Source organism: Pseudomonas sp. TH34 (assembly GCF_016650865.1).
In the GTDB taxonomy this organism is placed as follows: Bacteria; Pseudomonadota; Gammaproteobacteria; order Pseudomonadales; family Pseudomonadaceae; genus Aquipseudomonas; species Aquipseudomonas yamanorum.
The window spans coordinates 66,869-91,525 of record NZ_JAEKFB010000029.1 but is presented as its reverse complement, the minus strand read 5'-3'; the positions used below and the strand labels follow the sequence as shown (position 1 = coordinate 91,525).

Annotated in this window: 21 protein-coding genes; 6 read left to right on the top strand and 15 right to left on the bottom strand. The window is 52.1% G+C overall.

Annotated features, from left to right (window positions below):
• Window positions 1–9: 9 nt before the first annotated feature.
• From JFU58_RS21440 to JFU58_RS21430, 3 genes are all read right to left on the bottom strand, one after another.
• A complete protein-coding gene (locus JFU58_RS21440; RefSeq protein ID WP_201142390.1) occupies window positions 10–1,692 on the bottom strand; it encodes an FAD-dependent oxidoreductase in 1,683 nt (560 codons plus the stop codon).
• A 167-nt stretch (window positions 1,693–1,859) separates the two neighbouring features.
• The gene (locus tag JFU58_RS21435; RefSeq protein WP_063026735.1) at window positions 1,860–2,342 is read right to left on the bottom strand and encodes an Lrp/AsnC family transcriptional regulator; all 483 of its coding nucleotides are present in this window, start codon (window positions 2,340–2,342) and stop codon (window positions 1,860–1,862) included.
• A 56-nt stretch (window positions 2,343–2,398) separates the two neighbouring features.
• Complete coding sequence (locus JFU58_RS21430; RefSeq protein ID WP_201142164.1) at window positions 2,399–3,310, bottom strand: sugar ABC transporter substrate-binding protein; 912 nt, start codon at window positions 3,308–3,310, stop codon at window positions 2,399–2,401.
• A 193-nt stretch (window positions 3,311–3,503) separates the two neighbouring features.
• Here JFU58_RS21430 and JFU58_RS21425 point away from each other — a divergent pair, with 193 nt between their 5' ends.
• On the top strand, window positions 3,504–5,864 hold the full coding sequence (locus JFU58_RS21425) for a glucose/quinate/shikimate family membrane-bound PQQ-dependent dehydrogenase (protein ID WP_201142162.1): 2,361 nt from the start codon (window positions 3,504–3,506) through the stop codon (window positions 5,862–5,864).
• 42 nt (window positions 5,865–5,906) lie between these two features.
• Here the strand turns inward: JFU58_RS21425 and JFU58_RS21420 are convergent, their stop codons facing one another.
• Window positions 5,907–6,773 (bottom strand): LysR substrate-binding domain-containing protein, encoded by an 867-nt coding sequence (locus tag JFU58_RS21420; protein WP_201142160.1) that lies wholly within the window; start codon window positions 6,771–6,773, stop codon window positions 5,907–5,909.
• A 113-nt stretch (window positions 6,774–6,886) separates the two neighbouring features.
• Between JFU58_RS21420 and JFU58_RS21415 the strand changes: the two genes are divergently transcribed.
• Window positions 6,887–7,312 carry a VOC family protein gene (locus tag JFU58_RS21415; RefSeq protein ID WP_003211024.1) on the top strand — a complete coding sequence of 142 codons (426 nt, stop codon included), beginning with the start codon at window positions 6,887–6,889 and terminating at the stop codon, window positions 7,310–7,312.
• 10 nt (window positions 7,313–7,322) lie between these two features.
• Window positions 7,323–8,567, top strand: coding sequence for an amidase (locus JFU58_RS21410; RefSeq protein ID WP_177025547.1), 1,245 nt, complete (start codon window positions 7,323–7,325; stop codon window positions 8,565–8,567).
• A gap of 9 nt (window positions 8,568–8,576) precedes the next feature.
• Here the strand turns inward: JFU58_RS21410 and JFU58_RS21405 are convergent, their stop codons facing one another.
• Entirely contained in the window at window positions 8,577–9,089 is a 513-nt protein-coding gene (locus JFU58_RS21405) for a cupin domain-containing protein (protein ID WP_063026744.1), read from the bottom strand.
• A gap of 404 nt (window positions 9,090–9,493) precedes the next feature.
• Here JFU58_RS21405 and JFU58_RS21400 point away from each other — a divergent pair, with 404 nt between their 5' ends.
• A complete protein-coding gene (locus JFU58_RS21400; RefSeq protein ID WP_201142158.1) occupies window positions 9,494–10,279 on the top strand; it encodes a helix-turn-helix transcriptional regulator in 786 nt (261 codons plus the stop codon).
• Between the two features lie 83 nt (window positions 10,280–10,362).
• On the opposite strand, the gene JFU58_RS21395 is transcribed toward JFU58_RS21400, so the two are convergent.
• Window positions 10,363–12,333 (bottom strand): ATP-dependent nuclease, encoded by a 1,971-nt coding sequence (locus tag JFU58_RS21395; RefSeq protein ID WP_201142156.1) that lies wholly within the window; start codon window positions 12,331–12,333, stop codon window positions 10,363–10,365.
• A gap of 752 nt (window positions 12,334–13,085) precedes the next feature.
• On the opposite strand from JFU58_RS21395, the gene JFU58_RS21390 reads away from it, so the two are divergent.
• Entirely contained in the window at window positions 13,086–14,564 is a 1,479-nt protein-coding gene (locus JFU58_RS21390) for a hypothetical protein (RefSeq protein WP_201142154.1), read from the top strand.
• A 116-nt stretch (window positions 14,565–14,680) separates the two neighbouring features.
• Here the strand turns inward: JFU58_RS21390 and JFU58_RS21385 are convergent, their stop codons facing one another.
• The 7 genes from JFU58_RS21385 to JFU58_RS21355 all read right to left on the bottom strand — a co-directional run bounded on the left by JFU58_RS21385 (window position 14,681) and on the right by JFU58_RS21355 (window position 21,181).
• A complete protein-coding gene (locus JFU58_RS21385) occupies window positions 14,681–15,274 on the bottom strand; it encodes a plasmid mobilization protein (protein ID WP_103754737.1) in 594 nt (197 codons plus the stop codon).
• A gap of 342 nt (window positions 15,275–15,616) precedes the next feature.
• On the bottom strand, window positions 15,617–15,907 hold the full coding sequence (locus JFU58_RS21380; RefSeq protein WP_201142152.1) for an antitoxin VbhA family protein: 291 nt from the start codon (window positions 15,905–15,907) through the stop codon (window positions 15,617–15,619).
• 720 nt (window positions 15,908–16,627) lie between these two features.
• A complete protein-coding gene (locus tag JFU58_RS21375) occupies window positions 16,628–17,704 on the bottom strand; it encodes a type IV secretion system protein (RefSeq protein WP_201142150.1) in 1,077 nt (358 codons plus the stop codon).
• A 1-nt stretch (window position 17,705) separates the two neighbouring features.
• The gene (locus tag JFU58_RS21370; protein ID WP_201142148.1) at window positions 17,706–17,969 is read right to left on the bottom strand and encodes an EexN family lipoprotein; all 264 of its coding nucleotides are present in this window, start codon (window positions 17,967–17,969) and stop codon (window positions 17,706–17,708) included.
• Between the two features lie 806 nt (window positions 17,970–18,775).
• Window positions 18,776–19,030, bottom strand: a complete 255-nt coding sequence (locus JFU58_RS21365; protein ID WP_201142146.1) for a hypothetical protein — start codon at window positions 19,028–19,030, stop codon at window positions 18,776–18,778.
• A gap of 17 nt (window positions 19,031–19,047) precedes the next feature.
• The gene (locus JFU58_RS21360; protein WP_201142144.1) at window positions 19,048–20,076 is read right to left on the bottom strand and encodes a hypothetical protein; all 1,029 of its coding nucleotides are present in this window, start codon (window positions 20,074–20,076) and stop codon (window positions 19,048–19,050) included.
• Window positions 20,077–20,713: 637 nt separating this feature from the next.
• Entirely contained in the window at window positions 20,714–21,181 is a 468-nt protein-coding gene (locus JFU58_RS21355) for a plasmid fertility inhibition factor family protein (RefSeq protein WP_201142142.1), read from the bottom strand.
• A 53-nt stretch (window positions 21,182–21,234) separates the two neighbouring features.
• On the opposite strand from JFU58_RS21355, the gene JFU58_RS21350 reads away from it, so the two are divergent.
• A complete protein-coding gene (locus JFU58_RS21350) occupies window positions 21,235–22,242 on the top strand; it encodes a hypothetical protein (protein ID WP_201142140.1) in 1,008 nt (335 codons plus the stop codon).
• A gap of 367 nt (window positions 22,243–22,609) precedes the next feature.
• On the opposite strand, the gene JFU58_RS21345 is transcribed toward JFU58_RS21350, so the two are convergent.
• Window positions 22,610–23,221: a hypothetical protein gene (locus JFU58_RS21345; protein ID WP_201142138.1), complete on the bottom strand. Its 612-nt coding sequence runs from the start codon at window positions 23,219–23,221 to the stop codon at window positions 22,610–22,612.
• Between the two features lie 253 nt (window positions 23,222–23,474).
• Window positions 23,475–24,605, bottom strand: coding sequence for a hypothetical protein (locus JFU58_RS21340; RefSeq protein WP_201142136.1), 1,131 nt, complete (start codon window positions 24,603–24,605; stop codon window positions 23,475–23,477).
• Between the last annotated feature and the right edge of the window lie 52 nt (window positions 24,606–24,657).

Here is a 24,657-nt window from a genome sequence, read left to right as displayed (position 1 = left end):
GGCAACTCCTTATTCGGGCAGAGCGATTGGCCCGATCTCGTCGAACACATCGCCCGGGCCCGGGTTCTGCGGGTGAGTGCTGCCACCGAAGTGAGTCATGATGCCCCACACCGCATTCAGCGAGGTTTGCACGGCGCCTTCAACCCACGCCGGTGTCCACGATACGTCGTCGCCGGCGATGAAAATACCGCGTTGCTCCGCCGGCATGTCTTTCTGCATGAAGTGCGCGTACATCCGTTGGTTGTAGCGATAGTGGCCCGGCAGTGCACCCTTGAAAGCCCCGAGGAAATGCGGGTCGGCTTCCCACGATACAGTGATCGGATCGCCGATGATCCGCGCGGCGATGTCGACTTTCGGGTAGATCTTTTTCAACGCGTCGAGGGCCAGTTTCACCCGCTTCTCGATGGGCTGCGGGAGCATTTTCAGGGCGTCGCTCATCCAGGAATAGGACAGGCAAATCACCCCAGGCTTATCGTCGCCGTTGTCGAACAGGTAGGTGCCACGGGTCAGGCGATCCGTCAGCGTCATGCTCATCAGGTCGCGGCCGGTCTCTGGATCCTTGTCCTTCCAGAATGGCCGGTCGACCATCACGAAGGTTTTCGACGACTGCATGTAGCGGGTACGGTCGAGGGCCATCCACATCTTTTGCGAAAACAGGGTTTCGTCGCACTCGATCTGGGTGGTCAGCAGCCAGCTTTGGCAGGTGGTGAGCACGGCGGCGTATTCGCGGGTGTCGCCATAGTTGTCGGTGACCGCGAAACGGCCGTCCGGCGCGTGAGCAATGCGCTTGACGCCGGCCCGCGGCGCGCCGTTGTGCAGGGAGCTGAGGCTGGTGCCTTCCGGCCAGTGGGCACAACGCTCCGGCACATGGCGCCAGATACCCATAGGCACTTGGGCGACGCCGCCGACTACCAGGTGCTGGTGATCGTCGCAGTTGGTCATCACCACGCGGAAGATTTCCAACATCGAGTTGGGAAAGTCCGAGTCCCAGCCACCGGTACCGAAGCCGACCTGGCCGAACACTTCACGGTGATGGAAGGACAACTTGGCGAACGCTTTGGAGGTCGCTACGAAGTCGTAGAAGGTGCGATCGTCCCACAACGGAACCAGCGTATTCCACAGCTCTTTCAGACGCGGTACGTCACGGTCGCGGATGGCTTGCTGGATATCGCTGAACTGCGAGCCGGCCTCCAGGGCGTCGGCCCAGGCGTCAGCCACTTCCTGGAACAGTGCAGGAAGGTCGGCGAGTTTCTGTGCGTAGTGCGTCTGGCCTTCGAGGTCGATGACCGTGCTGCCGGAAGCGGGCGTCAGCGGGTTGGGGAAGGGTTTGGTCTCCAGCCCGAGCTTGTCCACATAGTGGTAGAACGCGGTGGAGGACACCGGGAAGCGCATGCCGCCCAGTTCCGCGATGATGCCTTCGGCGCCTTCAAACGCCTGGGAGCGCAGGCGGCCACCCATTTTCGAGGCTTCATACACCACGGGTTTCAGGCCGAGCTTCATCAGCTCGTAAGCGGCCACCAGCCCGGCAATCCCGGCGCCGACGATCGCCACTTCGGCGCCGTGGTTGGCCGCCGGAATACTGCCCAGGCCCGCCGGGTGTTCGATCCAGTCATCAAAGGCGAACGGGAAGTCCGGGCCAAAGATGGTGATTGGCTTTTTACCGTTGGCGGGGTGGCGGTTGGGCTTGCTGATGGTGCTGGAAGGAATGCTCATGGCTGACCTTGCTGGCGACTCGGCGGGGCGCGACCCGCTGAGTATAGGAAAAGATGGCAGCCATTTTAGGGAGCGTAGCGCTCGTTAATAAGACGCAATGTGTCGTCGAAATGAATTGTTTTTAGTCAGAGTGACGAAATATGTGATCAGATTGGTTGGCCGCGATCCAATTTGTTACTGAGGATGATCGAGGTGGTAGTCTTCTCCACACCGTCGACACTGCCGATCTGGTCCAGCAGTTGATCCAGCTGTTCCGGCGAATCAGTACGCAGCCAGGCCACGTAATCGAACTCGCCACTGACCGCACACAGTTGCTGAACCTGCGCCATGGCGCTGATCCGGCGCAGCACTTCCTTGCCGGAGCGCGGTTGCACGGTAATCCCCACGTAGGCCTGCAAGCCGCCATTTACCACGCGCTGGCTCAGTCGCACGCCGTAGCCGGTAATCACTTGGGTTTTTTCCAGGCGCGCGAGGCGCGAGGTGACGGTGGTGCGGGCGATGCCCAACTGCCGGGCGAGCATGGCCACACTTTCGCGGGCGTTGATCTGCAAGGCGGCAATCAACTGGCGATCGATTTCATCGAGGACGGGAGGGTGAGAGGCGGGCAAGGTGTTCTCCGGCGCGGGCATCAATGGGCGAGCATGTTACAGGCTCGGTCCCCTCGATGCTCGCGGCGGCGTTTGGCTCAGTTGCGCAAGAACTGCTGGTAGTTTTCCGGGGTGACCAGTTGCGTAGGAATCCATACATCGCCTTGCAGGGCGGCATGCTTGATCAGCATCAGCGCGGCGTCCACTGAGCCGGCGCCGATGGCCACCGGGTCGCGGAAAACGGTCACTGCCAGTTGGCCCTTTTTCAGCGCCTGCAAACCATCCGGCGTACCGTCGATGCCGCCCACCAGAATGTCCTGGCGCCCGGTCTGGCGCAGGGCCATGGCGGCACCGATGCCCATCTCGTCATTGTTGGAGGCCACGGCGTTGATGGTCTGGCCCTTGGTCAGCCAATCATTCATCAGGTTCATGCCTTTTTCCCGCTGCCAGTCGCCGGACTGTTCTTCGACGACTTTGATTCCGGGGTATTTGGCCAGTACATCCTTGACCCCATTGGTGCGCTTGCCGGTATCACTGTGGGCGAGGCGGCCGAGGATGATCGCCAGGTTGCCTTTGCCGCCCATTTTCTCGGCCAGGTACTCCATCTGCATCCGGCCGATGGCGCGCTCGTCGGTGCCGACGAAGACGACGCCGGGTGGGAAGGTTTCGACCTCGGGACGGCTGTTCATGTACACCAGCGGGATACCGGCGGCGTTGGCTTTTTCGGTGATCTTGCGGGTAGCCGCGGTGTCGGCCGGGTTGACGATGATCGCGTCGACTTTCTGGCTGATAAAACTTTCCACCTGGTTCAACTGGCGCACCACGTCACTAGCGGAATCTTCCACCTGCAACTTGACTCCATCAGGCGAGACCTTGGCGCGATCCTGCATGGCCTGCACCAGGTAGGACACGTAGTTATCGAATTGTCCGACGGATACCCCGATGCGCAATTCAGCGTGGGCGGCGGTGGACAACAGCAGGGCACAGGCACAGCCAAGCAGGCGCTTCATGGGAGGTTCCTTTTTATTGTTCTGGTGCGACAAAGATTCTGAAGTAGACACTATTGGAAATAAAATTCCACTTCAAGTAAGCCTCGGAATTTATTTTCGCCGATGATCGAACACATTAATTTGTGCCAGATTGTTAAAAGTAACTGTTTGGTACATTATTTCCCGTTGGGTATACAGGAAGGACGTGTGCGAGATGAATAACTTTGGGGCTGCCACCGGCAGCAGATGGTTGCTGGTTGGGCTGGGCCTGCTGATCGCCTTGATCGGCCTGGGTTTGGCAGGCGGTGGCGGTTACCTCGTAACGTTGGGCGGCAGCTGGTATTTCCTGCTGATGGGCCTGGCGATGCTGGTCTCCGGCGTAATGATCGCCAAGCGCAGGCCTCAGGGCGCCTGGCTATACGCCGTGGCGTTGGTGCTGACCGCGTTCTGGGCGGTGTGGGACACCGGGCTGGAATACTGGCCGCTTGTTTCACGAGTACTGACCTTTTCCGTCATCGGCCTGGTGGTCGCGCTGATTTATCCACAGCTCGCCCGCGCCTCGGGATCGACACCCGGGCGCGGCGCCTATGGTGTCGCCGGGCTGCTGGGCCTTGGCGTGGTCGCCACCCTGGCGTACATGTTTGTGCCGACCCATGTGGTCAAGGCCAGCAGTGAGCCTGCGGTGACGCCGGTGACACCGGGCTCCGAGCAAAAAGACTGGGCCCACTGGGGCAATACCACTGCTGGCAACCGATTTGCCGCGCTGGACCAGATCAACAAAGGCAACATCGACAAGTTACAGGTGGCCTGGACCTTCCACACCGGCGACATCCCCGAGAGCAATGGCGCCGGCGCCGAAGACCAGAACACCCCGCTGCAGATCGGTGACAGCGTTTACGTGTGCACCGCCTACGGCAAAGTCTTCTCCCTGGACGCCGACACCGGCGCCCAACGCTGGAAATTCGACCCCCAGGGCAGCGGCCCCAACTGGCAGCGCTGCCGTGGCCTGGGTTATTTCGACAGCAGCGCCAGCGAGCAACCCGCCAGCGCTAAAGCCTGTGTGAAACGTCTGTTTCTGCCGACCGGCGATGCCCGACTGATTGCGCTCAATGCTGAAACCGGCGCGCCCTGCGACGACTTCGGCGACCACGGCACCGTCGACCTGAAGACCGACATGGGCGAAGTGAAGCCCGGTTATTACCAGCAAACCTCGACGCCACTGGTGGCGGGCAATGTGGTGATCGTTGGCGGACGCGTGGCGGATAACTTCTCCACAGGCGAACCGCCAGGCGTGGTGCGCGCCTTCGACGTGCACAGCGGCGAACTGGTGTGGGCCTGGGACCCGGGTAACCCGAACACCACCAAACGCCCGCCAGCGGGGGAGACCTATACCCGTGGCACGCCGAACGTGTGGTCGGCCATGTCCTACGACGCCAAGCTCGGCCTGGTCTACCTGCCTACCGGTAACGCCACTCCGGATTTCTTCGCCGGTGAACGTACCGCCTATGACGACAAGTGGAGTTCCTCCATCGTCGCCCTCGACGTGAAGACCGGCCAGGTGCGCTGGCACTTCCAGACCACTCACCACGACCTGTGGGACTTTGACCTGCCGGCGCAACCGCTGCTCTACGACATTCCGGACGGCAACGGCGGCGTACAGCCAGCACTGGCTCAAGTCACCAAGCAAGGCGAAATCTTCCTGCTCAACCGCGAAACCGGCGTGCCCATCGCCCGGGTCGAAGAGCGTCCGGTGCCCCAGGGCAATGTGCCCGGCGAGCGTTATTCGCCGACCCAGCCGTTCTCGGTGGACATGCCTTCGATCGGCAATCAGCAGCTGACCGAATCCGACATGTGGGGCGCTACGCCGTTTGACCAACTGATGTGCCGCATCCAGTTCAAGGGCATGCGTCACCAGGGCGTCTATACGCCGCCAGGCCTGGACCGGGCGCTGCAATTCCCGGGTTCGCTGGGGGGGATGAACTGGGGCAGTGTGTCGGTGGACCCGAACACCCACTATATGTTCGTCAACGACATGCGCCTGGGTTTGGCCAACTACATGATCCCGCGCGACAAGATCGCCGCCGGTGCCAGTGGCATCGAAATGGGCGTGGTGCCGCAAGAAGGTACGCCGTTCGGCGCCATGCGCGAGCGCTTCCTCTCGGCGGCGGGCATTCCGTGTCAAAAACCGCCGTTTGGCACCATGTCGGCCATCGACCTGAAAACCCACAAGCTGATGTGGCAAGTGCCGGTGGGCACGGTTGAAGACACCGGCCCGCTGGGTATCCGCATGCACATGCCGATTCCGATTGGCATGCCGACTCTTGGCGCGTCTCTGGCCACGCAGTCTGGCTTGCTGTTTTTCGCCGGCACCCAGGACTTCTACCTGCGCGCCTTCGATACCGGCAACGGTAACGAGATCTGGAAGTCCCGTCTGCCCGTCGGTAGCCAGTCTGGGCCGATGACCTACGTTTCGCCCAAGACGGGAACGCAGTACATCGTGCTCACCGTCGGTGGCGCGCGACAGTCGCCGGACCGTGGGGACTATGTGATTGCCTACGCGTTGCCCAAGAAATAGGGCCTGAAAAAGCCGCACGGATGTGCGGCTTTTTTTTGCGTCTTAGGTCACGTCAGCCAGCAGGCATCGGGCAAAGAGTTGCGGCACGGGAAGGTTGCGCTGGCTGTAGCGGCTGAGCAGGATGATTTCACGGTGAAAGGTCAGCTCGCCCAGCGGGATGACACGGACCTGTGGGGATCGGTCCAGCCACAGACCAGCGTGAGGAACCAGTGACACCCCCAGGCCGCATTCGACCATTTTGACCAGTGCCTCGATCTCGTCCAGTTCCAGCGCCACTTGCACGTCCAGCCGCTGCTCCCGCAGAAAACGGCTGACCAGCCGCCCGCCAAACGAAGCGCGGTCGTAGCGCACGTGGGGATGAGCTTCGAGCAGTTGCAACGGGTCATCACCCCCGACCGCCTGGGGCACGATCAACACAAACGGCTCCTTGCGCAGCACCTGTACGTGCAACTCCTTGGGCAAATCAAAGGGCGGGCGAATGATGATCGCCGAGTCCAGCTCGCCTGCGTCCACCTGGCTGAGCAACTCCAGGGAAACCCCCGGCACCAACTTGCACTCCACCGTCGGCGCTGCCTGGCGCAAACGCACCAGTGCCTGAGGCAGCAGGCCGGTCTGGGCGGTGGTGATGGCGCCGACTTTCAATTCGCCACGGTATTCGTTGGCATCCACCGGCACGGCCATGCGGTTGAACGTCTCGAGAATCTCCCTGGCCAGCGGCAGCGCGCGGATGCCCGCCGCATTCAATGTGGCCTGGCGTCCGGTTCGGTCGAACAGCGGCACGCCGAGCACCTGCTCCAACTGGCGAATCTGCGCGCTCACCGCCGACTGCGTCAGCCCGATATGCATGCCCGCCGCGGCGAACGTGCCATGGCGGGTGACGGCGATAAAGGTTTTCAGTTCCCGCAGCATGGACGTCTCGATTGATCAAAATAATTTGAGCTCGATGCGAAAACTATCGTCTTTCCATCGATGACGGCAAGGCTAGACTCGGAAGGACTTAATACCCATAGAGGTTAGACCTGATGGCACTGGCTCCTTTTCACTTGGCAATTCCGGTATTCGACTTGGCGGCTGCGCGGCAGTTTTACGGTGAGGTGTTTGGATTGGAGGAGGGGCGGGCCAGTGATCACTGGGTCGATTTTGACTTCTTCGGGCATCAACTGGTCATCCATGAACATCCGAAAACCGCTTCTCAAGAAGCGGCGCATACCAATGCGGTAGACGGTCACGACGTGCCGGTGCCGCATTTTGGTGTAGTGCTGAGTTGGGATGATTGGCATGCGTTGGCGGAGCGTTTGCAGGCGCGGAATACCCAGTTTGTGTTGGAACCGCATATTCGTTTCAAAGGCCAGGTGGGTGAGCAGGCGACGTTGTTTCTGTTTGATCCTTGCGGCAACGCGTTGGAGTTCAAGGCGTTCAAGGATATTGGGCAGTTGTTTGCCAAGTGAGGGCGCTTTGATGAATGGCCTCGATGCAACGGGCATCGCCGAGGCGGTTGGCTCTGGTGCAATTACGCCTGCTTTGGTTGCTGAACACTTTCTTGGGCGGATCGGTGTCGACGAGCCAGATATCCAGGCGTTTGCATCCTTCGATGCTGAGGTCGTGAGAAATCAAGCCCGTGGGCTCTGCGCCGGTCTGCTCGCCGGCGTGCCCGTGGGGGTCAAGGACATCTTTGATACGGCTGACCATCCAACGGAATTCTATTCGCCGATTTACCAGGGCAATCGTCCATCGCGAGATGCCCATGTGGTAACGCTATTGCGCCAGGCGGGCGCGATCATCATGGGCAAGACCCACACCACTGAATTTGCCTACATGCACACGGGGCCGACGCGTAATCCGCTCGATCTGGCTCGCACGCCGGGTAGCTCCAGTGCGGGTTCTGCGGCGGGGATGGCGGCCGGGTTTTTCCCGTTGGCGTTGGGTACCCAGACGGCAGGGTCATTGCTCAAGCCTGCGGCTTATTGCGGGTTGTTTGCCTTCAAACCGTCGTTTGGACTGGTCTCGCTGGAAGGCGTGAAACCCCTGGCGCCGAGCTTCGATACGGTGGGGTGGTATGGGCGCTCGGTGCGTGATCTTGAGCGGGTGGCGCAGGTGTTGATTCCGGGGTTTCCGGCTGTTGAGGTCGGTTGTCGGCCTTTGCGGCTTGGTTTCTGCCGTACCTCTCGCTGGTCTGACGTGCAGCCGTTAGTAGCCCAGGCGATTGAGCAAACGGTAGCCAAGTTGGGGCCTCTTGTCAGTGAAGTCGTGTTGCCCGAGGCATTCGACGGAGTATTCGATGATCACCAGTTGATCAACGATTGCGAAGGTGCCCGCTCATTGGCCAAGGAGTTTCAGTCTTATCCCGAATTGCTCAGTGATTCGATGTTGGCCATGATCGAGCGTGCCAAGGCTACCAGCTGGGAACAGGAGTCGGCTGCCAAGGCGCGCCTGGCACAACTGGCTCCGCAGTTGGCGCAAATCTGCCAGCCGTTTGATGCGATGTTGAGTGTTTCCTGCGGGATGTTGGCGCCGGTGGGGTTGGAGACCACGGGCCCGTCGGACTTCATCAAGTTCTGGGGCGCTTTTGGTTTGCCGCAGGTGAATGTGCCGGTGCCACGTGGGGAAGGGGAGCTGCCGGTGGGGTTGCAGGTGATTGGGGCGTTTAGAGGGGATGCGCCGTTGCTAGGTACGGCGCAAGTCATTGTTGATGCGCTGGCGTGATCGACGAGATTAAGACCCCTTGCACACCTTCGCAGCGGCAGGATCGTTCGGGATAAATGAATCCGGCGCGCCCGGCTTCAGCACCACATACCCACGCCGCCACGGTTGATCGTCCACCAGATTCCAGCGATGGCCTGTGCCAGTGTTGTCTTCGGCAATCAGCACTTCACCCGGATGCAACGTGAACTTCTCACCGCCACGAGTCACGAATGCCAGAGTGCCGGACAGCGTCATGACGTACTGAGGCTCCGGGTCGTTATGCCAGCCGTACGAGGAGTGCGCCGCAGTTTGCTTGAAGTGGATGGCAGTCACGTCGTTGCGCATGCTCTGGTCGATAGTGCCTTCCAGTACGTGGGAGGCGTTGTCGGCGCCCGTGCACAGCTTGAATGCCTTGATGGTGTCAGTGGCAGCGGGGGCGGCTTGTGCGCCGCTCAAGGTGGCGAGGGTGATTGCGACGGCGGCTGCGGCACGCATGCCCAGGCGGTGGATAGCGTTTTGCGGCGAACGTTTCTTCGGATGCATGGAACAAGTTTCCCTCGTGCTGGAGTGGCGTTGATTGGGAATCATGGTCTTCGCCGTCGCCGTTTGGGACAACTAACTAATGTTTCATTGCTGCACGCAGAAACGACAAAGCCGCGCAATGCGCGGCTTTCAAGATGGTGGGCCCAGTAGGACTCGAACCTACGACCAAGGGATTATGAGTTTGGATGTAATACGATAAGCCCAGCGTTAGCATCTGAAGTTAACCGTAAAGTAGGAATAGTTAAATTCAATGATATCAGTAGGTTAGCGTATTTTTTAGTAATACTCAAAAACCAGTCTGTGTACTGCCAGTGTACCTGCCAAGGGGACGGTATAGGATACCTTTCTATCAATCTTCCTTGCGCATTGTGATACGGTCAAGGCAGTGAGAGGAAAAGGTTCTGATGGAGATTCCTATGGTCGAGTGGCTATTTTCAGGTATCGGGGCGACTCTCGTATCCGATTGGTTAAAAGAGCGGCGAAGTCGAAAGCAAAATCTACCTTGCTCGCAAAACACACCTGCGCTTGTACTGACGGACTCATCGTATGCACTGTCGATAGGCGAAAAGGTAAGGTTTATCCGTACCGAACTTTTGAATTTGAGCTTGAGACAGTTAAGTGAAATATTAGAGATTGAAAAGGTTTCTAATCTTGAAAGCTATGAGTTAGGCGTTGAAGAATTCCCTCTTCTAGTCTTGAAGAAATTCGAAAGCTATTTTTCTATAAATCCAGGGTATTTGGATGGAGTCAGCGAAGGGGTATTTTCGAGTTTTCATTTATGTAAATTTGAGGTTGAACGTTACCTCTCGCAAGGTTACGAACCCATTATACTATGCAGTCCTAACGACAGAAGTGAGCTATTCTGTAGGGTCGCGTTTAAGAAGAATGATGGCACATTTTTGAAAGTTGTAGTTGGAGATTTGTTATGCTCTTTCGCCTCTAGTGGGGGAGGGCAACTGAATATCCAGATACTGATTCACGCTTTATTGGAGCGGGGCGCTTCTTATAAAGATGTGAGAGTTTTAAAGGTTACGAGCCGTGCTTGGGAGCTAATGAGGCGGGGAACTTATTACAATCAGGAGGATTTTCATCGTTCGGCGGATTGGGAATGTCAAGATGTCTTCATCAAGTGGTTTAAGGACAGCGAAGAATCTAATAAACTATGGAACTTTAGATCTTTGGGTAAATGATTTACGGTAGGTCTTGCCTACAGGTGTAAGGTAAGCTAGTGCACGAGCTTAGGGGGTCGGGCTAGCTTACCTTTAAACATGTCTTAAGTCGGAATTACGCCCGTAAAGCGCACGTTCTCACTTTTACCGTTTTCTTTCGCCCATTTAAGAATTGTAATTTTTAGGTTTTCCAGATAGTCAGGATTAGCGATAAGAGCTTCTCTTGATATGGGGTCGTGCTCGTCCCCATCTATCAGATCGTTGAGCAATTTTTGCACTATTAAACCTTGTTCGGCGTTTTCGGTAATATTTATATAGGCGTTAAGCGGTTTGTCCTTTGACTCGTCTTCACCACCAAGGAATCGTTCGAAATCAGGAATGCTTACTCTGTGGCGGATCGTTATTCCAGATTCCCTGGCGTCTATAATAGCGTCACGAATTTTTTTGTTTTCCGTCCACATGCCATTTTTCGTACCATTGCTTTTGAACGGTGGGTCACAGTCGTGAACTATCCCGAAACTTATCTTAAAGTGCTTCATTACCTTAATAAGTGGTAAGAGTATAGCTTTTCCACGAGCCCGTATCACTGTGATTTTATCCATCAACTCATGTTGCCGCTCGATAATCGAAGCCATAAAAGCGGCATGCTCGGTATCTCCTTCAACGAGGACAGGGTACGACCCGAAGAAAACTTCTGCAAAGCTTGGGTCTATATGCTGCAATGCTTGTAATCTTTGTTTTTCATTTCCATCAAATACGACATTGTCTGAACGGTATGTTTTAGGTGAGATTGGTGAGTCGTCGTTGTGATCTTTACGTTCTAGCCTCACAACGGTTGTATGATCCTCAAACGGATTCACGAAGTAGGGCGAATGGGTTGTCATCAAGACTTGCCAGTCAGGGCTGGCTGCAAGCTTGTAAAGATGCCGCTGTGCCGCGCGGGCCGCCATAGGATGTAGAGCGTTTTCCGGCTCGTCGATTAGGAGTAAATATCCCGGAAGTGATGGATCGTCTGGGCTTTCAGGAATTGGAGCTCCTGCAGTGTGAGCAGCTAAATGGGCTTTGAGTTTTGAGAGCTCTTCATCGATTGCATCTGATTGTTCTTGCGTTATCTTCTTTGCTGCTTTTTTCTTTGTTTCTTCAGTTATATTTCTTTCGAGACGTTTTTGAAATTCCCCACGAATTTCCTTTTCCCGCGTTAGTTCATTGTGAACCTGTAGCATGGACCAGAACAGTGCCCTTCTAGCTCCAGTGCCTTGCTGACTAAGTGAAGTATCAGCCTTTCCATCTGCTATACGTAATCCTGAACCTTTTTTTATAATATCTTCTATCTTAGGGGCGAGAGGGGCTGCTGCGATATTTAGTCTCACTCCAAGAGATGGGAAAACACTTTGAAAGCCGGTTGTTACTTGCATTGCAATCTGGTTAAAGTCCTCTTTGTGTGCTTCGCTCAGGCGATCTATATTTGCAGAGACGCTTTGTATTGCTTTTGACAGATCTGACTCTGCGTTTAGTCGCTCTTTTTCTAATCTTGTCAATAGTGGGGTTAACGCAAGCGTAAGCAACATCTCTTCTGTTTTCTCGGCGTCATCAAGAGACCCAATTCTTAATGGACGAGGTAACCTTGCGGTGAAGACATTATCTAGGCCCGAAGCATTTTTATCTGGGTCCCAGTCGCCAGTACCTTCCGCTCCAGCTTTAGGGTTCCAAGTAGTTCGTGTCTTTTGGTAGGTGGGGCCTGCCCATTGCCATCGGCTCCTAACAATTCTTAGTCCATCATCATCTATTTTCCAATCTTCATGTATATTTCCGATTCCGTCTGGTATATGCACATCAAGAATTACCTCAGAGAATTCTAGCTCCTGAGCATGTTGATGACGGTCTCTTTGTATCTCAAAAGCGGCGGAGCCTTTTGCAAGTTCATAAGCGCGAAGAATAGTTGATTTTCCTGCGTTGTTTCTTCCTACAAGGCAGACTACATTGTCCAGTGCAATTTCTACTCCATCATTTCCGATACACCCAATATTGCGTACGGTCATCCTTACCAGCTTGGATCGGTTTCTCTCATCAGCCACGCTAAATATCCTTTTATTGTTTGCTTGTGCAGTGAATGTCGGCAGGTGTTTAGGCCTTTTGATCTTTTCTCTAACGGTCTTTTTACGTGATGCCCGGGTTAAGGTAGTACAGTATTGTTTTTTCGTCCAATTTGATCGATAGAGTTGGTTTATGTTTTTATATTATGTGTGTTGCATTTATTCTGGTTGTTTGTTTTTGTAGTGAGTTAATTGTGTTTTATAAGTGTAATATCCGTGGTGTGATTTATGCCTTAAATGAATCTGGCTGTATTGAGGATCTCAATGAAAAGTTTTTATGAATATAAAAAGATTGCATTTGTTGAGTGGCAGTTTGTTCGTAATTCAGACTTGTTTTACAGAAAAAGTCAGTTTTTCGCTGTGTATTATTAGTGCTGTAAGTGAGTAGGACATAAAATTTAATAGGGAGGATTCTTAATCAATCCTTTAGTTAGAAGCGCTTCTGTGGTTTCAGTCTGGACGACAGAGCTTTCGTGCCCTTGCGTAGGGGCCGAACATTCTTAAACTATTCAAGTCTGGACCCCGTATGTCCCCTTTCTCCGAGGGAAAACGTCATACGTCAATTCTCATTGGCGTCGAGGGCTTTATCTCCTATAGTGGCATTGTGTCATGCCCGGCTCGGTCGTTTAGTTTTTTGAGCTGATTGACGCAGACGACCGTGACTCCTTTTTGTGGTGGCGATTGCTTCGGGCCTTCACAAAATATAACTCGATCACTTTTGGAGCTTTCAGCGTATGGATACAGGTAAACGTAAACTTAGAATCTATTTCTCGGATTTTTTTGATGTTACACGTGAACAAATTGATTCTTACGGAGCCTTCAACGTCTCCTTAATTAATGACCTCCCATTATTTGTAGACCCTTTTCTTCTATTTAATAGCGATGAAGAGGTTTTTCAAAATCTTCATGCTGAAATTATTAAATATATGTTGTTTTTGAAGGGTAAGTCAGCTCTCGATTTACCGTCGGGTTTAGTGAAGTCGTGGTATATGTTTCCGGAGGTTAAGGAGAACTGGTTTGGATTCAGTAAGTCTGGAAATAGTGGTCGGGGTTTGGGGCCTTCTTTTGCAAAGTCATTGCAAGTAAACTTTAAGGATGTTTTTTCAGATTTTGGTAGTGAGACAGCTGGGGCAACTCATCTTGGTAAGCTTACGCTTGTAAAGCATGGTGTTGGCAAGGATCAGATAAGTGACTTTACCTGTAATTTGATACACGGTTTTTTGGCAAGCTATACTGAGAAGTTTGCATCAAAATATATTTCTCCTAATAAATTGCAAAAATTCTCTATACAGAAAGCCGAGTTCAACTATGTCACTGAAACTTGGAAGGCAAAGCAGTATATTCTGCCACGATATGGTTCTGAGTACGTATTGCTCACCCCTATCGAGATTCTGACTAAAGATGAAGCTTGGATCTCTCATAAGGGATTTATTGAGGATTTCAGTCAGGTTGTGAGTTGTGTGCCCAATGATCAATTACGCGATCAAATAAATTTGTATATCACAAAGGTTATGCCTGCTGACCCTACTAAAGAAGAAAAAGCACTCGCTTTTGAAAAGACGATATTGAAGTACCCTAAACTTATGGATGTTTATGTAGGACTAAGAGAGGCGGATAGGGATGCGGCGAGCACTTCTAGTTTAGAGAAGGTTTCTGTCGCACAAAAGCTTTTCGAAGAGCACTTACGTAAGCTGGTCGACTTATTGGATAAAACCAAGTTTTATGATGCTGAGCCGAACAGTTACGAAGCAGGTATGCAAAGAGTTCAATATCTTAAGCATGTGATTGAGAAGCAAGATGGCTATCGTCTGTTCTACGTAAAAAACATACCGATTTCTCGAGAAAGTGATTTGCAGATCATGTTTAAGTTGACATGGTTTGCTTCAAAGTTTAGTTCTGATGCTGAAGTGAATAACGGTCGGGGTCCCGCTGATTTTCTAGTTTCTTATGGTAGCCAAGACAAATCTATAATTGAATTTAAGCTGGCGAAAAATTCTCATATGGAAAAAAATTTGAGGAATCAGGCTAAAATTTATAGTGATGCCTCCAGGGCTACAAATCCTCCGATCATGGTCATTTTGTATTTTAACTTTTCTGAGCGGGATAAAGTTCAAAGGATAATGACAAAAAATGGGTTGGGTGATACGAAGCATATTGTGCTAATTAATGCGATGCCCAGAGAGTCTGCTTCTAAGGCCGAAAGTAGTGAGTGAGGTCTCATAGATGCGCTTATGAATGAAAATAAGCTACTGTCGTAACCTGGATGCCTATTAATGGTAGAGCTATCTCCACTTAGTAGGCATCGCGAAATCTAGTTCTCAACTCTAGGTCAAGAGTTTTCTACTAGGTTACTCTTTAGTTTCCATCGGCTTAAACTTGCATCTTGCAGCGCTGAAACTATTTCTGTGTGGCAGTAAATATAAGTAGAAAGCTTCTGGATTTCTTTAATGGCCACTTCTTGGCTTCCACCCTCATTCATTTTTTTAGCTATCTGGTTCAGGTTTCTTCCGATTGATCGGAGTTGTCCCGACGACTCCCAAAGCGCCTTTGTGGCCTCCATCGTGAATTGGGGCTGGTTGGTTAAACTTGCTCGAACGCAATTGATTACCCACCGTTGAGGAGAGCATCCCTCGGCCTCTGAGCGTGCCGATAGCTCATGGTGCTCACTCGGTGTGAATCGAACCTCCAGCCTTTGTTTCTGACCTTCGTCCGGCTCGCCTGCGATTTGTCCTGATATCCAACTATGAACGTCTTGGGGCATCTCATCTTGGATGACGTAGCGCATTAGCGCTCGGATCATGCCGTGTTGGGAGCTCCCTTTTTTCTCGCAGTGTGCTTCCCACTCTGATTTCAAATCATCCGGTATGCGTACCCGGTAAACGGCGCTATCCCTCGTGGCGCCGATGCTAGCTTTGCGCGGCATGTGCATTCCTCTTTCGGTATCAACAGCTCACTATATACGTAGTGAACCACAGTTTACCGGCGGGCGCCTATCCTGCACTAGATCTCCACTCACTTCAGTTCTTGTTCATGAACAAGCTTTCTTGGGATGAAGGCAGTAAAAAAGAAAGTCGTGCATTGCAGAATTGGTGTTCGTCACGGGGCCAGGAGGGAGCATTTAAAGCGTCACTGAAATTCTTCAGAGCCGAGTTCGGCGGGGCAATGAGGTTGCTCGTTGTGCGTACAGTCTTCCGGCGTCTGGCCTATCCTGCATTAGATCTCCATGCAATCCGTTCCTTGTTCATGAACAAGCTTTTTGCAAAGCTCACTGCGTTCCTGATGGCTGAGAATCGTCGCTGTCAGGACGCATCTTCTGCGAGAGCATCACAAATTCGTTCAGGTCAATTTCGCCGGTGATGTAACGCTGACCAAGGTGTTTCATTTCTTCTGAGGTTTCGAATCCAGAAAGGCCGATGGATGCGGTGGCAAATGCGACAGCTTTCTTACGCTCGCTCTGCTCTGCCTCAGAAATCTGATGCTCCGGTTCCTTCGTATCAACGGCTTCAATTTTGGTGTTTCCTTGTTGCTGCGTTGGCTCTTGGTTGTTTGAGGTCATGCGGATTTCTCGCTGTTTGGCTGAACGTGGGAACGCGTTAGCGCTATGTATGAGGTGCTGCCAAAGTAGCAAGGTTTTTGCTGAATGTGGTGTCAAGGGCGGCACCGGAAGCCGCATGCGGAGCGGAGCCGAAGGCGAGCACAGAACGGGTGAGGATGCCGGGCGTAGCCGTACCCTTGATGCCACAGTAAGCACTGAGCCTATGGCAAGGGGAAGGTCAAGGGCTCTGCCCGCCGTACCTGCCCCCGCAGCCAGTCCGGCAAGTTCGGACACGGGATGCAACCGAAGGGGTTGCCCAAGCAACGCGCGGAGTTTTCGTAGTCGTGTTGCATCGCCTCCAGTCGGTTGTGTGTCCTGGGCGGTTTCAATGCGCCTTATGACTGAACATGAATCAGAGGCGCGCTGAAACTGTCTTGTTTTTGATATTAGTCGTTTATTTACAATCGGTTAACGGGTTTTAGAGTTGCCCATCCCCCCGCCCTTCCCGCAAGCGGAAAGGGAGCGAGTCGCCCTCTGTCGTCAAGGGTGCAGGGGAGGCCTTCGGCCTTGACCCGCTACACCCATGCCGTGAGCGTTGGTCGCTTCTGCCGCGTCAAGGGGCCGAGTCCTCGTCGCTTCGCTCCTGCGGGCCGCACCTACCCCTTGACCCGCCATACGCTTGTTGAAGGTGCTCAGAAAAAGACCCCGCCGAAGCGAGGTCTGATGAGTCAAAAGTCAGTGCTACTGATTTACTTTGCCGCCGGTAGCGTTCCCCCAGTTTTTGCCCATATTCTGCATTACGTGCTGTCGGTAGGCTGGGTTCCAGGCTGTGTTACCCGCGGCAAGGTGGTTCAAGCGCCCAGCGGTGACCATTTGCCCCGACTGCATGTCTCGGCGCGTGGATTGTCGGTTAAGCCCTCTGGTAATCGGTGAGGCGGCACCGCTTGCGATTCCGCGTAGGGTCAGCCCTGCACTTGATAGTCCACCTGCAAGGCTGCCAGCGACGGCATTGGCTTGCTGCAACATGTACAGCACAACAACCGTTACCACCAGAAGCTCCAGAAATGTGGCAATGGGGTAGTCGGCCGGTGTCGCAAGTATGTCGCTGGTTAACGATGAGAAAAATTTGATTCCGAAGCTGAGCACCGTGACCACCAACGCTATTTGCAGGATGTAGGTGATGACCTGGGCGAACCAGCTATCGAACCATTTAGATGTGAACTGACCGAACAGTAGCATCATGATAAAAATTGGCCCGATCCCCAGCATGATCGACAGCATTCCCTTTGCAACGATGATCATTGCTCCAGCAGGTACCGCGATAATGAGTGTTGCCGCGTAGACGATTATGGCGGTCAGCAAATCAAAAAATATCATTCCCACTTCGTACCAGGCGCGAGTTCCCATTCTCGCCAGTATATCTGCACCTATTGCCCAGCCGTCGGACATGGCTTTATCCACTACCTGAAACACAGACGTTGAAGCGGTTGAATCGCCAGTTGCTGAGAAGGCAGAAGCAACCCCCGTTTCCAGACCATGAAGTGCTTCCACTATCCATGACATGTACGTGTCTGCGTTCATTGCTAGACCGCTGATAAGCAGAAACTTTCCGCAGGTTTTCAGAAAGTGGGATGCGGGTTGCTCGATTGTGCCAGTGATCATCATAAAGCCGACCATGGTCAGATAGAGCGTTCCACATAGCGTAACCGTCAGTGAAAAATCATTGATGACTTGGTTGGAAGTGATGCGTATGAATGTCTGGAGCGTTTGGTCCATGCTCCCCGCGATCCATTCAAATATTCCGGTCGTCGTGGTCATTCTATTTTCCCTGAGAAGAAAAATTGACCGGCTCGCGGCGTTTGTAGCCACGCTGCTCCAGGAGTATTGCATTCGCGGCCGATGATGCGTTGATGCAGTTTGCAGAGATCGATAGCTCTCCAGGGTTGGCTTTGCACCTCTCTAGCGTCTTCAGGCGCTCAGATGTATTAGCCTTATACCAGCCGACGGTTTGAACCGGTTCTTGTCGTTCGCAACCGGTGAGAATTGACGCTGTGATGAGCAGGAGAGCAGGAATCCTTTTCATTTTTTCACCTCATCGCCAATGCTGCTGGTTGGTTCCAGGCTTGTCGCTTTCGCGGCTCGTTTGCTGGGTATATTCATCGCTGCTGCCAGCTCTGCTTGATCAATGATCCGTAGGGCAGCGACTGTGCGCAGAGCGCTTTCCCGCGTTCCTGCCCAACTGCCAGCGAGGCGTTCAAAGGTATTATTGAGAGTGCCTATGCAGGCGCATACACAGCAGACTGAGAGCAATGCAGCAAAACCTGAAGGGATAGGCGCCGACTGCCGGGGAAGCGTTATTCCAAACCAATCAATGGCCGCCATTGCGAATGGCACCATCGCAAGCACTGAGGCTATGAGGTCTCGCTGCAGTAACGTCGGTGCCCGTCTAGAAACCTCTTTCATGTATCCGAGCCGGTCTACGCATATCCAGTATCGGCGGATGGATATGAGAACGAACGTGCAGAACGTGAGAATCGGTAGGTAAAGGTACGAGATCATTTTGTTGCTCCTTGGAGTAGGGGCGAACGCAGTGCTGTCTTTCCAGCCGTCCGGCGACTCTTTTTATCGAGCTACTTTTCCCGCCAGTCAGGGCTTGTTTAAGGCCCGTATCCAGTGCGCTTTTGTGGCGCCCTTGGGATGTGGTCTATACGGCGCGTCTTTCCGCTGCTTGTCCGGTGGCTCTTTCTATCGAGCTACTGTTCCCACCTGTCAGGGACTTTCTTTTCGGTCCCAGCACCCAGTACGCCGAAGCATTCTTAGGGTATTAAATTTACTGCGTTCAATAATAAAATTGCTTGATGAGTGTGCTTCTCCGTTACAGCGTAGAGCTTATGACCAGGATGTGCGGTCTATCATTATTTTGTCTGATATGAAGGGAATATTGGCAAGCTCATCCAATGCCATCTCTACAGTTCTGAACCAATATGGATGGTTTTGCTCATCCGTTACCGGGTGTTCGATTGTGCCGTCCGATACAGTCAGGGCGAAGCCTTTTGCATAATGCGCGTGCAAAATGACCTGGATGTTGCCGGAGTGCTCCAGGCTATCGCAGTAGTTTTCAAGTTCCTTGAATTGTAGCTGCATTGTCGTTGCTCCATTGGTCAATTGATTAGCATCTTTCTTTTTAAAGTTGCTATTGCTTCTTGCCCGACACCGCCGTTCTGCGACCTTTTGTTTGCAATGGCTATTGCACCACTGCTAGGTTGAAGTTTTCCCTGGTGGTAAATTTTTAAAAGCCCGTGGAATAACTGAGTGATGGTTGTCTTTACTTTTTTGGACGCAATCGCTGCCGCCAACTCGTCTAGTAATTTTTGCGCGTCTGTATCTGAAACCTGTAGCAGGGCTTCTTCTATTGATGCCTGTGCTGCCCGAGACAGGTCGTGAGGGAAAATCAGGCGGTCTGTTGTTGTATTGTTATTTTTATAGTTATTGTTAGGGTTATAGTTACCCGCCCCCCTAGGTATATGGGATAGATAGGGTACTGATACCCTGTTTTCTTGGGCATTGCCTTCTGGCTTCCCTCTCCGGCTACCCTCGGCTTCGGGGCGGATGGCAGCCTCGGTGTTTTCTCCACTGGTCTGGGAGCTATAGTCATCCACAAGCCTGTCCATGGGCTGGCGATGGGGTATCGATACCCTATCGGTAGCGTCACCGCGGTGGTTTTCTCCCTGATTACCGCTTTGGCTCGACGCTTGGAATTCCTGGATTAGCATCTCGCGATACTCGTCGGACTCTTGCAGTCTTTCCGCCATGTCATCCAGATAGTCTGATATCCAATGCGCAGGCATTTCTCTGATCTGCTTGATGGACTTCTGACGTAGCGTTGGCGCGAGCGCCATTTTCGGGGAGTTATGCTCCCACCAAATGCGAACCCACACGAAGCTCGTTTCGGCGTCGTATTTTATGAAGTCAGAGTCACAGAGGCGCTTCAGTACTGGCATGAATTGTGACTCTGTGTCCCATCCCATTTCTGCTGCAGCAATCCTTGGGACGATAGAATAACTACCAACAATGTTGCTGGAGGTACATGTTAATAGATAGACGAGAGTTGCTCGGTCTTCTTGAGTGCGCCCAGCCATCTTGGGTGAGTTCCAAAATTTCTTGTCGTTGATCGTCCGTTGCCGACCCATAGTAAATCTCCCTCAGGTCAGTATTATTGGACGTGTGCTTCGCTTTTTGGTGCTTCAAGCTGTAGTACTACATTGACTTGCTGCGTACGAAAGTAGATGCGACGGCCGATCCGTATCATTGTGGGTTTAAGTTTTCTCGATAGGTCGGTGTCCGAGTAGAGTGAAACTCTTAGCCCATCTGTCGAGCGTCCAAGTAACTCGGCCAAATCAGACAGTTGCATTAGTGCGCCAAACTTTCCAACCAAATACGCTTCAGTGTTCATCGTGTTTTTCACCTTTGTTGATGCAGGTTGAGCCGCGCTCGGTAGTCTGCAAGTTCGTGGAGAAGTTAGACGATTATGAGCGTAAGTTAGGTGCTGTCAAACTTGTTGGTGACACGGATTGTCCAAGGTAGATAAGTTTGGTATTCGGTGTGTCGCCATATAACTACCAGCGTGGTATATCTCGGTTTTTTGTGGTCTGCAAAATTGCCAGTAATTCAAGGGGTTATAATTAATTTCATTTTTTTGGCAAAAAGATGGTTTTTTTGATGCTCATGCTGTTCAGAAATGCTCTGAGCAGGGCGGTTTCCTGCATGTCGTAGGCATTCGGTCTTTAATGGCGTGCTTCGGTGAAATCTAGAAGGCCGGCCGCGGATCTAGGGCGCGCAGTGGGCCTTCAATGCGTCGACCTCCGAAATATGGCACATCACTGGTATTCGCTTCGCTCCGGCAAAATACAGGTAGCGCGTGCGATGGCGACCGTTTGTGTACCCGATGTATTTCAAGCGATACACGACGGCCTTCTTAAAAAACCGCCATTTTCGTTCGTATTGAACGACATCCCGCTCGTTGAATGAGATGACCGGCATTTCGACTGGTTGCTCCCGTGGCCCAGGCGGTGCTAAGAAACAAAAGATCCCTTCCCGCTTGGCCGGTTGCCAATCCTCTACTGGTGCAAGCACATACCCCCGTATGTCCTGATTGGAATAGTGGATCAGCTTTTCCGTGTCGACCTCTACCACCTCGTAGTTCACGTAGCCAGGCCTGCGGCGGAGTGCGACGCTTTGGTAGTTAGGATGGTCCTTGCCCAACTGCACATGGAATAGTTCGTCGTCTTGCGACATTGTTGTTCCCTTGTCTAATTGTGGTTGCAGCAGGGAGTGTGCAAGTGAGTGAAATGGCTGACAAGGTAGAGGTTCTGTCCCTTGAGGTCTCTGATCGGATGATGGGAGCCTCACGGGCGTTGTGCTCCATCAAGTTCTCGATGGACATGAGCTCCCGGTATTATTTTGAGCAGGAGTATCAAAACGACTGGATGGACAGTGGTGGTACCTGCGCTTTTTGGGGGCATTCATTTCTACGCATTGTGGTGCCTTTTCTCGACTGGGAGGAATCCCAGTCGGCGCGGTTCAAAGCCCTTGTTGATCCTCGCTATGTCCTTGGGGCTAGCATCAAGGGGAAGCCTCAACACGTCCCTGAAGAGGAGATCGCGGATAGGATTGAGAGCTACTCGACGAACTTTACCTGGTCCAACAAGGCTCTTTACACCTGGTACAAGCCCTTGGGCATATTGACCGCGCATGAAGGTAAGCATCGTGTTGCGTTCATGCGTACTCATGGGAATAAACCGATTGCTGCCTGGGTTGATGAGCAGAATTATCCTGCTGCCAAACGAATTCAGCTCATAGAGCCAGCAAGGCGGCAGGATGAGTGGTTAGCTCTGCTAGACGGGCGATACCTGCAAGTACTCCAGCGACCCTATACCTCGGTAGCACTGTTACGAGAGTATGGTGTGGAGTCCTTCAGATGGCATCAACTGAAGGACCTTCCGCCTGAAGACTTGGTGAGAGACGCCGTTTACCAGCGTCGACTGCACAAAATACAGGAAACGATTAGAGAAGCTGATCGAACCCTGGATCTACTTAAACTTGTTGCTGTGGTCTCGGCCCCGGTACCTGAGAGTAAAAGCGTCCGTCTCAACCTATTGATGCTGGATAATCTGAGGTTCGAAGCGCTCCGGTATGCTCGATGGCCAGGTAGCCTGTTGGTTCTGAGTTTGGCTGCCAAGCTAGTCGACGGTGTGTTTGAGCTTTCCGGGTTTGATGAGGTTGCAAACGGATTATTTTGCTCAGCCTTTGCTATGGCATTCGCACCAATGCTAATGGAGTGGAGGCGGCGGAGATAAACCTAGCCAGCTTGCTTTCGGTGACACGATCTACTGTGACAGAAGTGTGAGCTGGTACGTTTCGGAGAGTTTATATCAGCGATTTCAAACACAAAAAAAGCCGCCTTTTATAGGCGGCTCTTTGCATATTTTACGGTTACGGTGCGCAACTGCATAGACTTGACCACCCCATTTGCATCGCCACTGACCAGTGAATTGCATTCGTGGCGACCAACCGGTTACATTGTATTTACCAACACACGCCGCAGCGACGACCGTAAGAGAACGTCCAGAAGCGGGCTGTAACGCAGTGGGAAATAAATCTATCCCCTTTCTGCTCCTCAAAAATTTCTATCTTTTTTAAAGACTTTTATCGACGAAGTTGACTCTAAGGAAATAGAATGTTTGCAGCATTTCCATGATTGGAGCCAATCAAGTCAATATATTCCAGTTTTGTCGCGGGCGGCACTATCCAGTCAATAACCTCGATGCTGCTGAAATCCCCAATGTATAGTTCGATTATTTCTCCGGGAGTTGCGCCAAGCTGATGCTTTATGGCTCTTCGCATGTGGCCAATCGGCTCAACTTTGAAGCTGCCGTTCTTCACAATGTCGCGAAAGAAGACATCTATATGATGATCGACTTGTCCATGCTCGAACCACTGATATTTTGGTGGGGTAGAATAGTCAACTTCGAATCCGGAGTCAGTTTCTATGTACTCAAAAAAAGCAGTGGCTGGATGGAATTTATTTGGAAACTCCAGGATAGGAGTTGGTCGAGTAATGCGAAATTTTAACAGTGCAAAATAAGTTGTTGGGCTAGGGTTGCGGTAGCAATATTCGCCGGCATAAAAAGCACTTTGAGACATCCATAAGTTGTCGCGGCTTTTTAAGAGCTCATTGATATTTACGATGGGCGACTTTGAACGGATTCCTGAGTATAATATTGTGTCGGTTTCAACAGTGCAGGGTGTCGCACCGATTTTATTCCAGATGTCCATTATGGATCTGTGTGTGTTGGAGAAGTCTGGAATTGATTTTGTTGGAGTTTCCCTGTTTTGTTCTATTTTGCTGGAGGGGGAGTCGTCAGTTTTTCGTAGTTCAGAGGTAGTAGGTGTATTAGATATTTTTGTCTTGAGAAATTTTAGAAAGTTCATTATGCAGACACTACATTGCTGGATGCGGTTATGAAAGAGAAAACTCTATGAAATGGCCACCCCTCCCCTCGGTAGGGTGGCCCGTGGAATGCTGAAGTTAGCGCTCCTCGTCGATAATGATGCCTTCCGGAAATTTTTCTTTTACGCGAATTTTGTCGCGTTCAACCTTTACCGAAAATGCTAGTTTGCGCAGCTCTGGTGCTTGCCTGGCTGGAAAGCTTTCGATCTTCGAAATTTCTTTATCACGCTCAGCGCTTGGCAGCGACTCACAGAGCTTGATCCTTATCTCATCAAAAAGTGAGACGTCGTAGAGGTCAAGGAATTTTATTTCGTGGAAATTCCAGTAGTCGCTTTCTATAAGTTCAAATTTTTCTTTTGACCACCCGCGCACGATTGATGGTGCGAGCCACCAGTTGCCATCACAAATCATACACGTCTCTATGAAGTTTAATGTGTCAATGTCTGTGCGTACCTTGCCGAATAGCCTGTCTGTGTACCTGGGATCACAGACGATAATCATCGTAGGGGAGCTTTCTGACGGAATGACGAATACAAAGGTGTCAAAAAACTCGCCATTTTCCCAAAGAACAAATTTCTTCTGTAGTGCAACCGGGCACGGAAAGTTTATTCTGCGAACGAGAACATGTGCACTCATGCCGGCGACAGTGGAAAATGGCGTGAGCTTTAATCTGTTGCCGGAAGGCAGTTCCTCATCAGCACTTTCATAACCATCTATCAAATCATAAGACAATGCCAATGCGCGAGCGGCACTGATAGGCTTGCTTAATTCAAAGTGCTCATTAAAATTTTCGTTGTCGCCTGCGTGCCGTGCGCTGGTCAAATAAGCTTTGTCTTCGAATACGATGCTTGCAAAAGATCGGTATAGCTGAAGAAAAACGTCGCCGAATGTATTGATGCCTGATTTGTCGAGTGCGGAAAATTTCGAGTCGTGATTCTTGCAGAAGCCTTTGAAGGTGGTCGCTTTTTCGATTCCGACTTCTTCGAACTTGATTTCTTTATATAGCTCTCTGTCGGAGCGAAAGGGCTGGGCATGAATAAGAAGTCCATCCTCTGCGACGGCACGAAGCGCATGCTCTTTAGAAATTGCGTGCGCATGAATTGCCGGCTCGGAACAGTTCGGGTACATGCAGGTATGACGAGTTTTACTCGCTAATAACTTTTGAAGTTTGTTGTGGAACTGAGTAGTCATATCGAGGTGCTTGTCCATTTCATTCCCTTATTAAATGTCAAGATTTCTTCATTGTGGTTGCTGTGGTTTT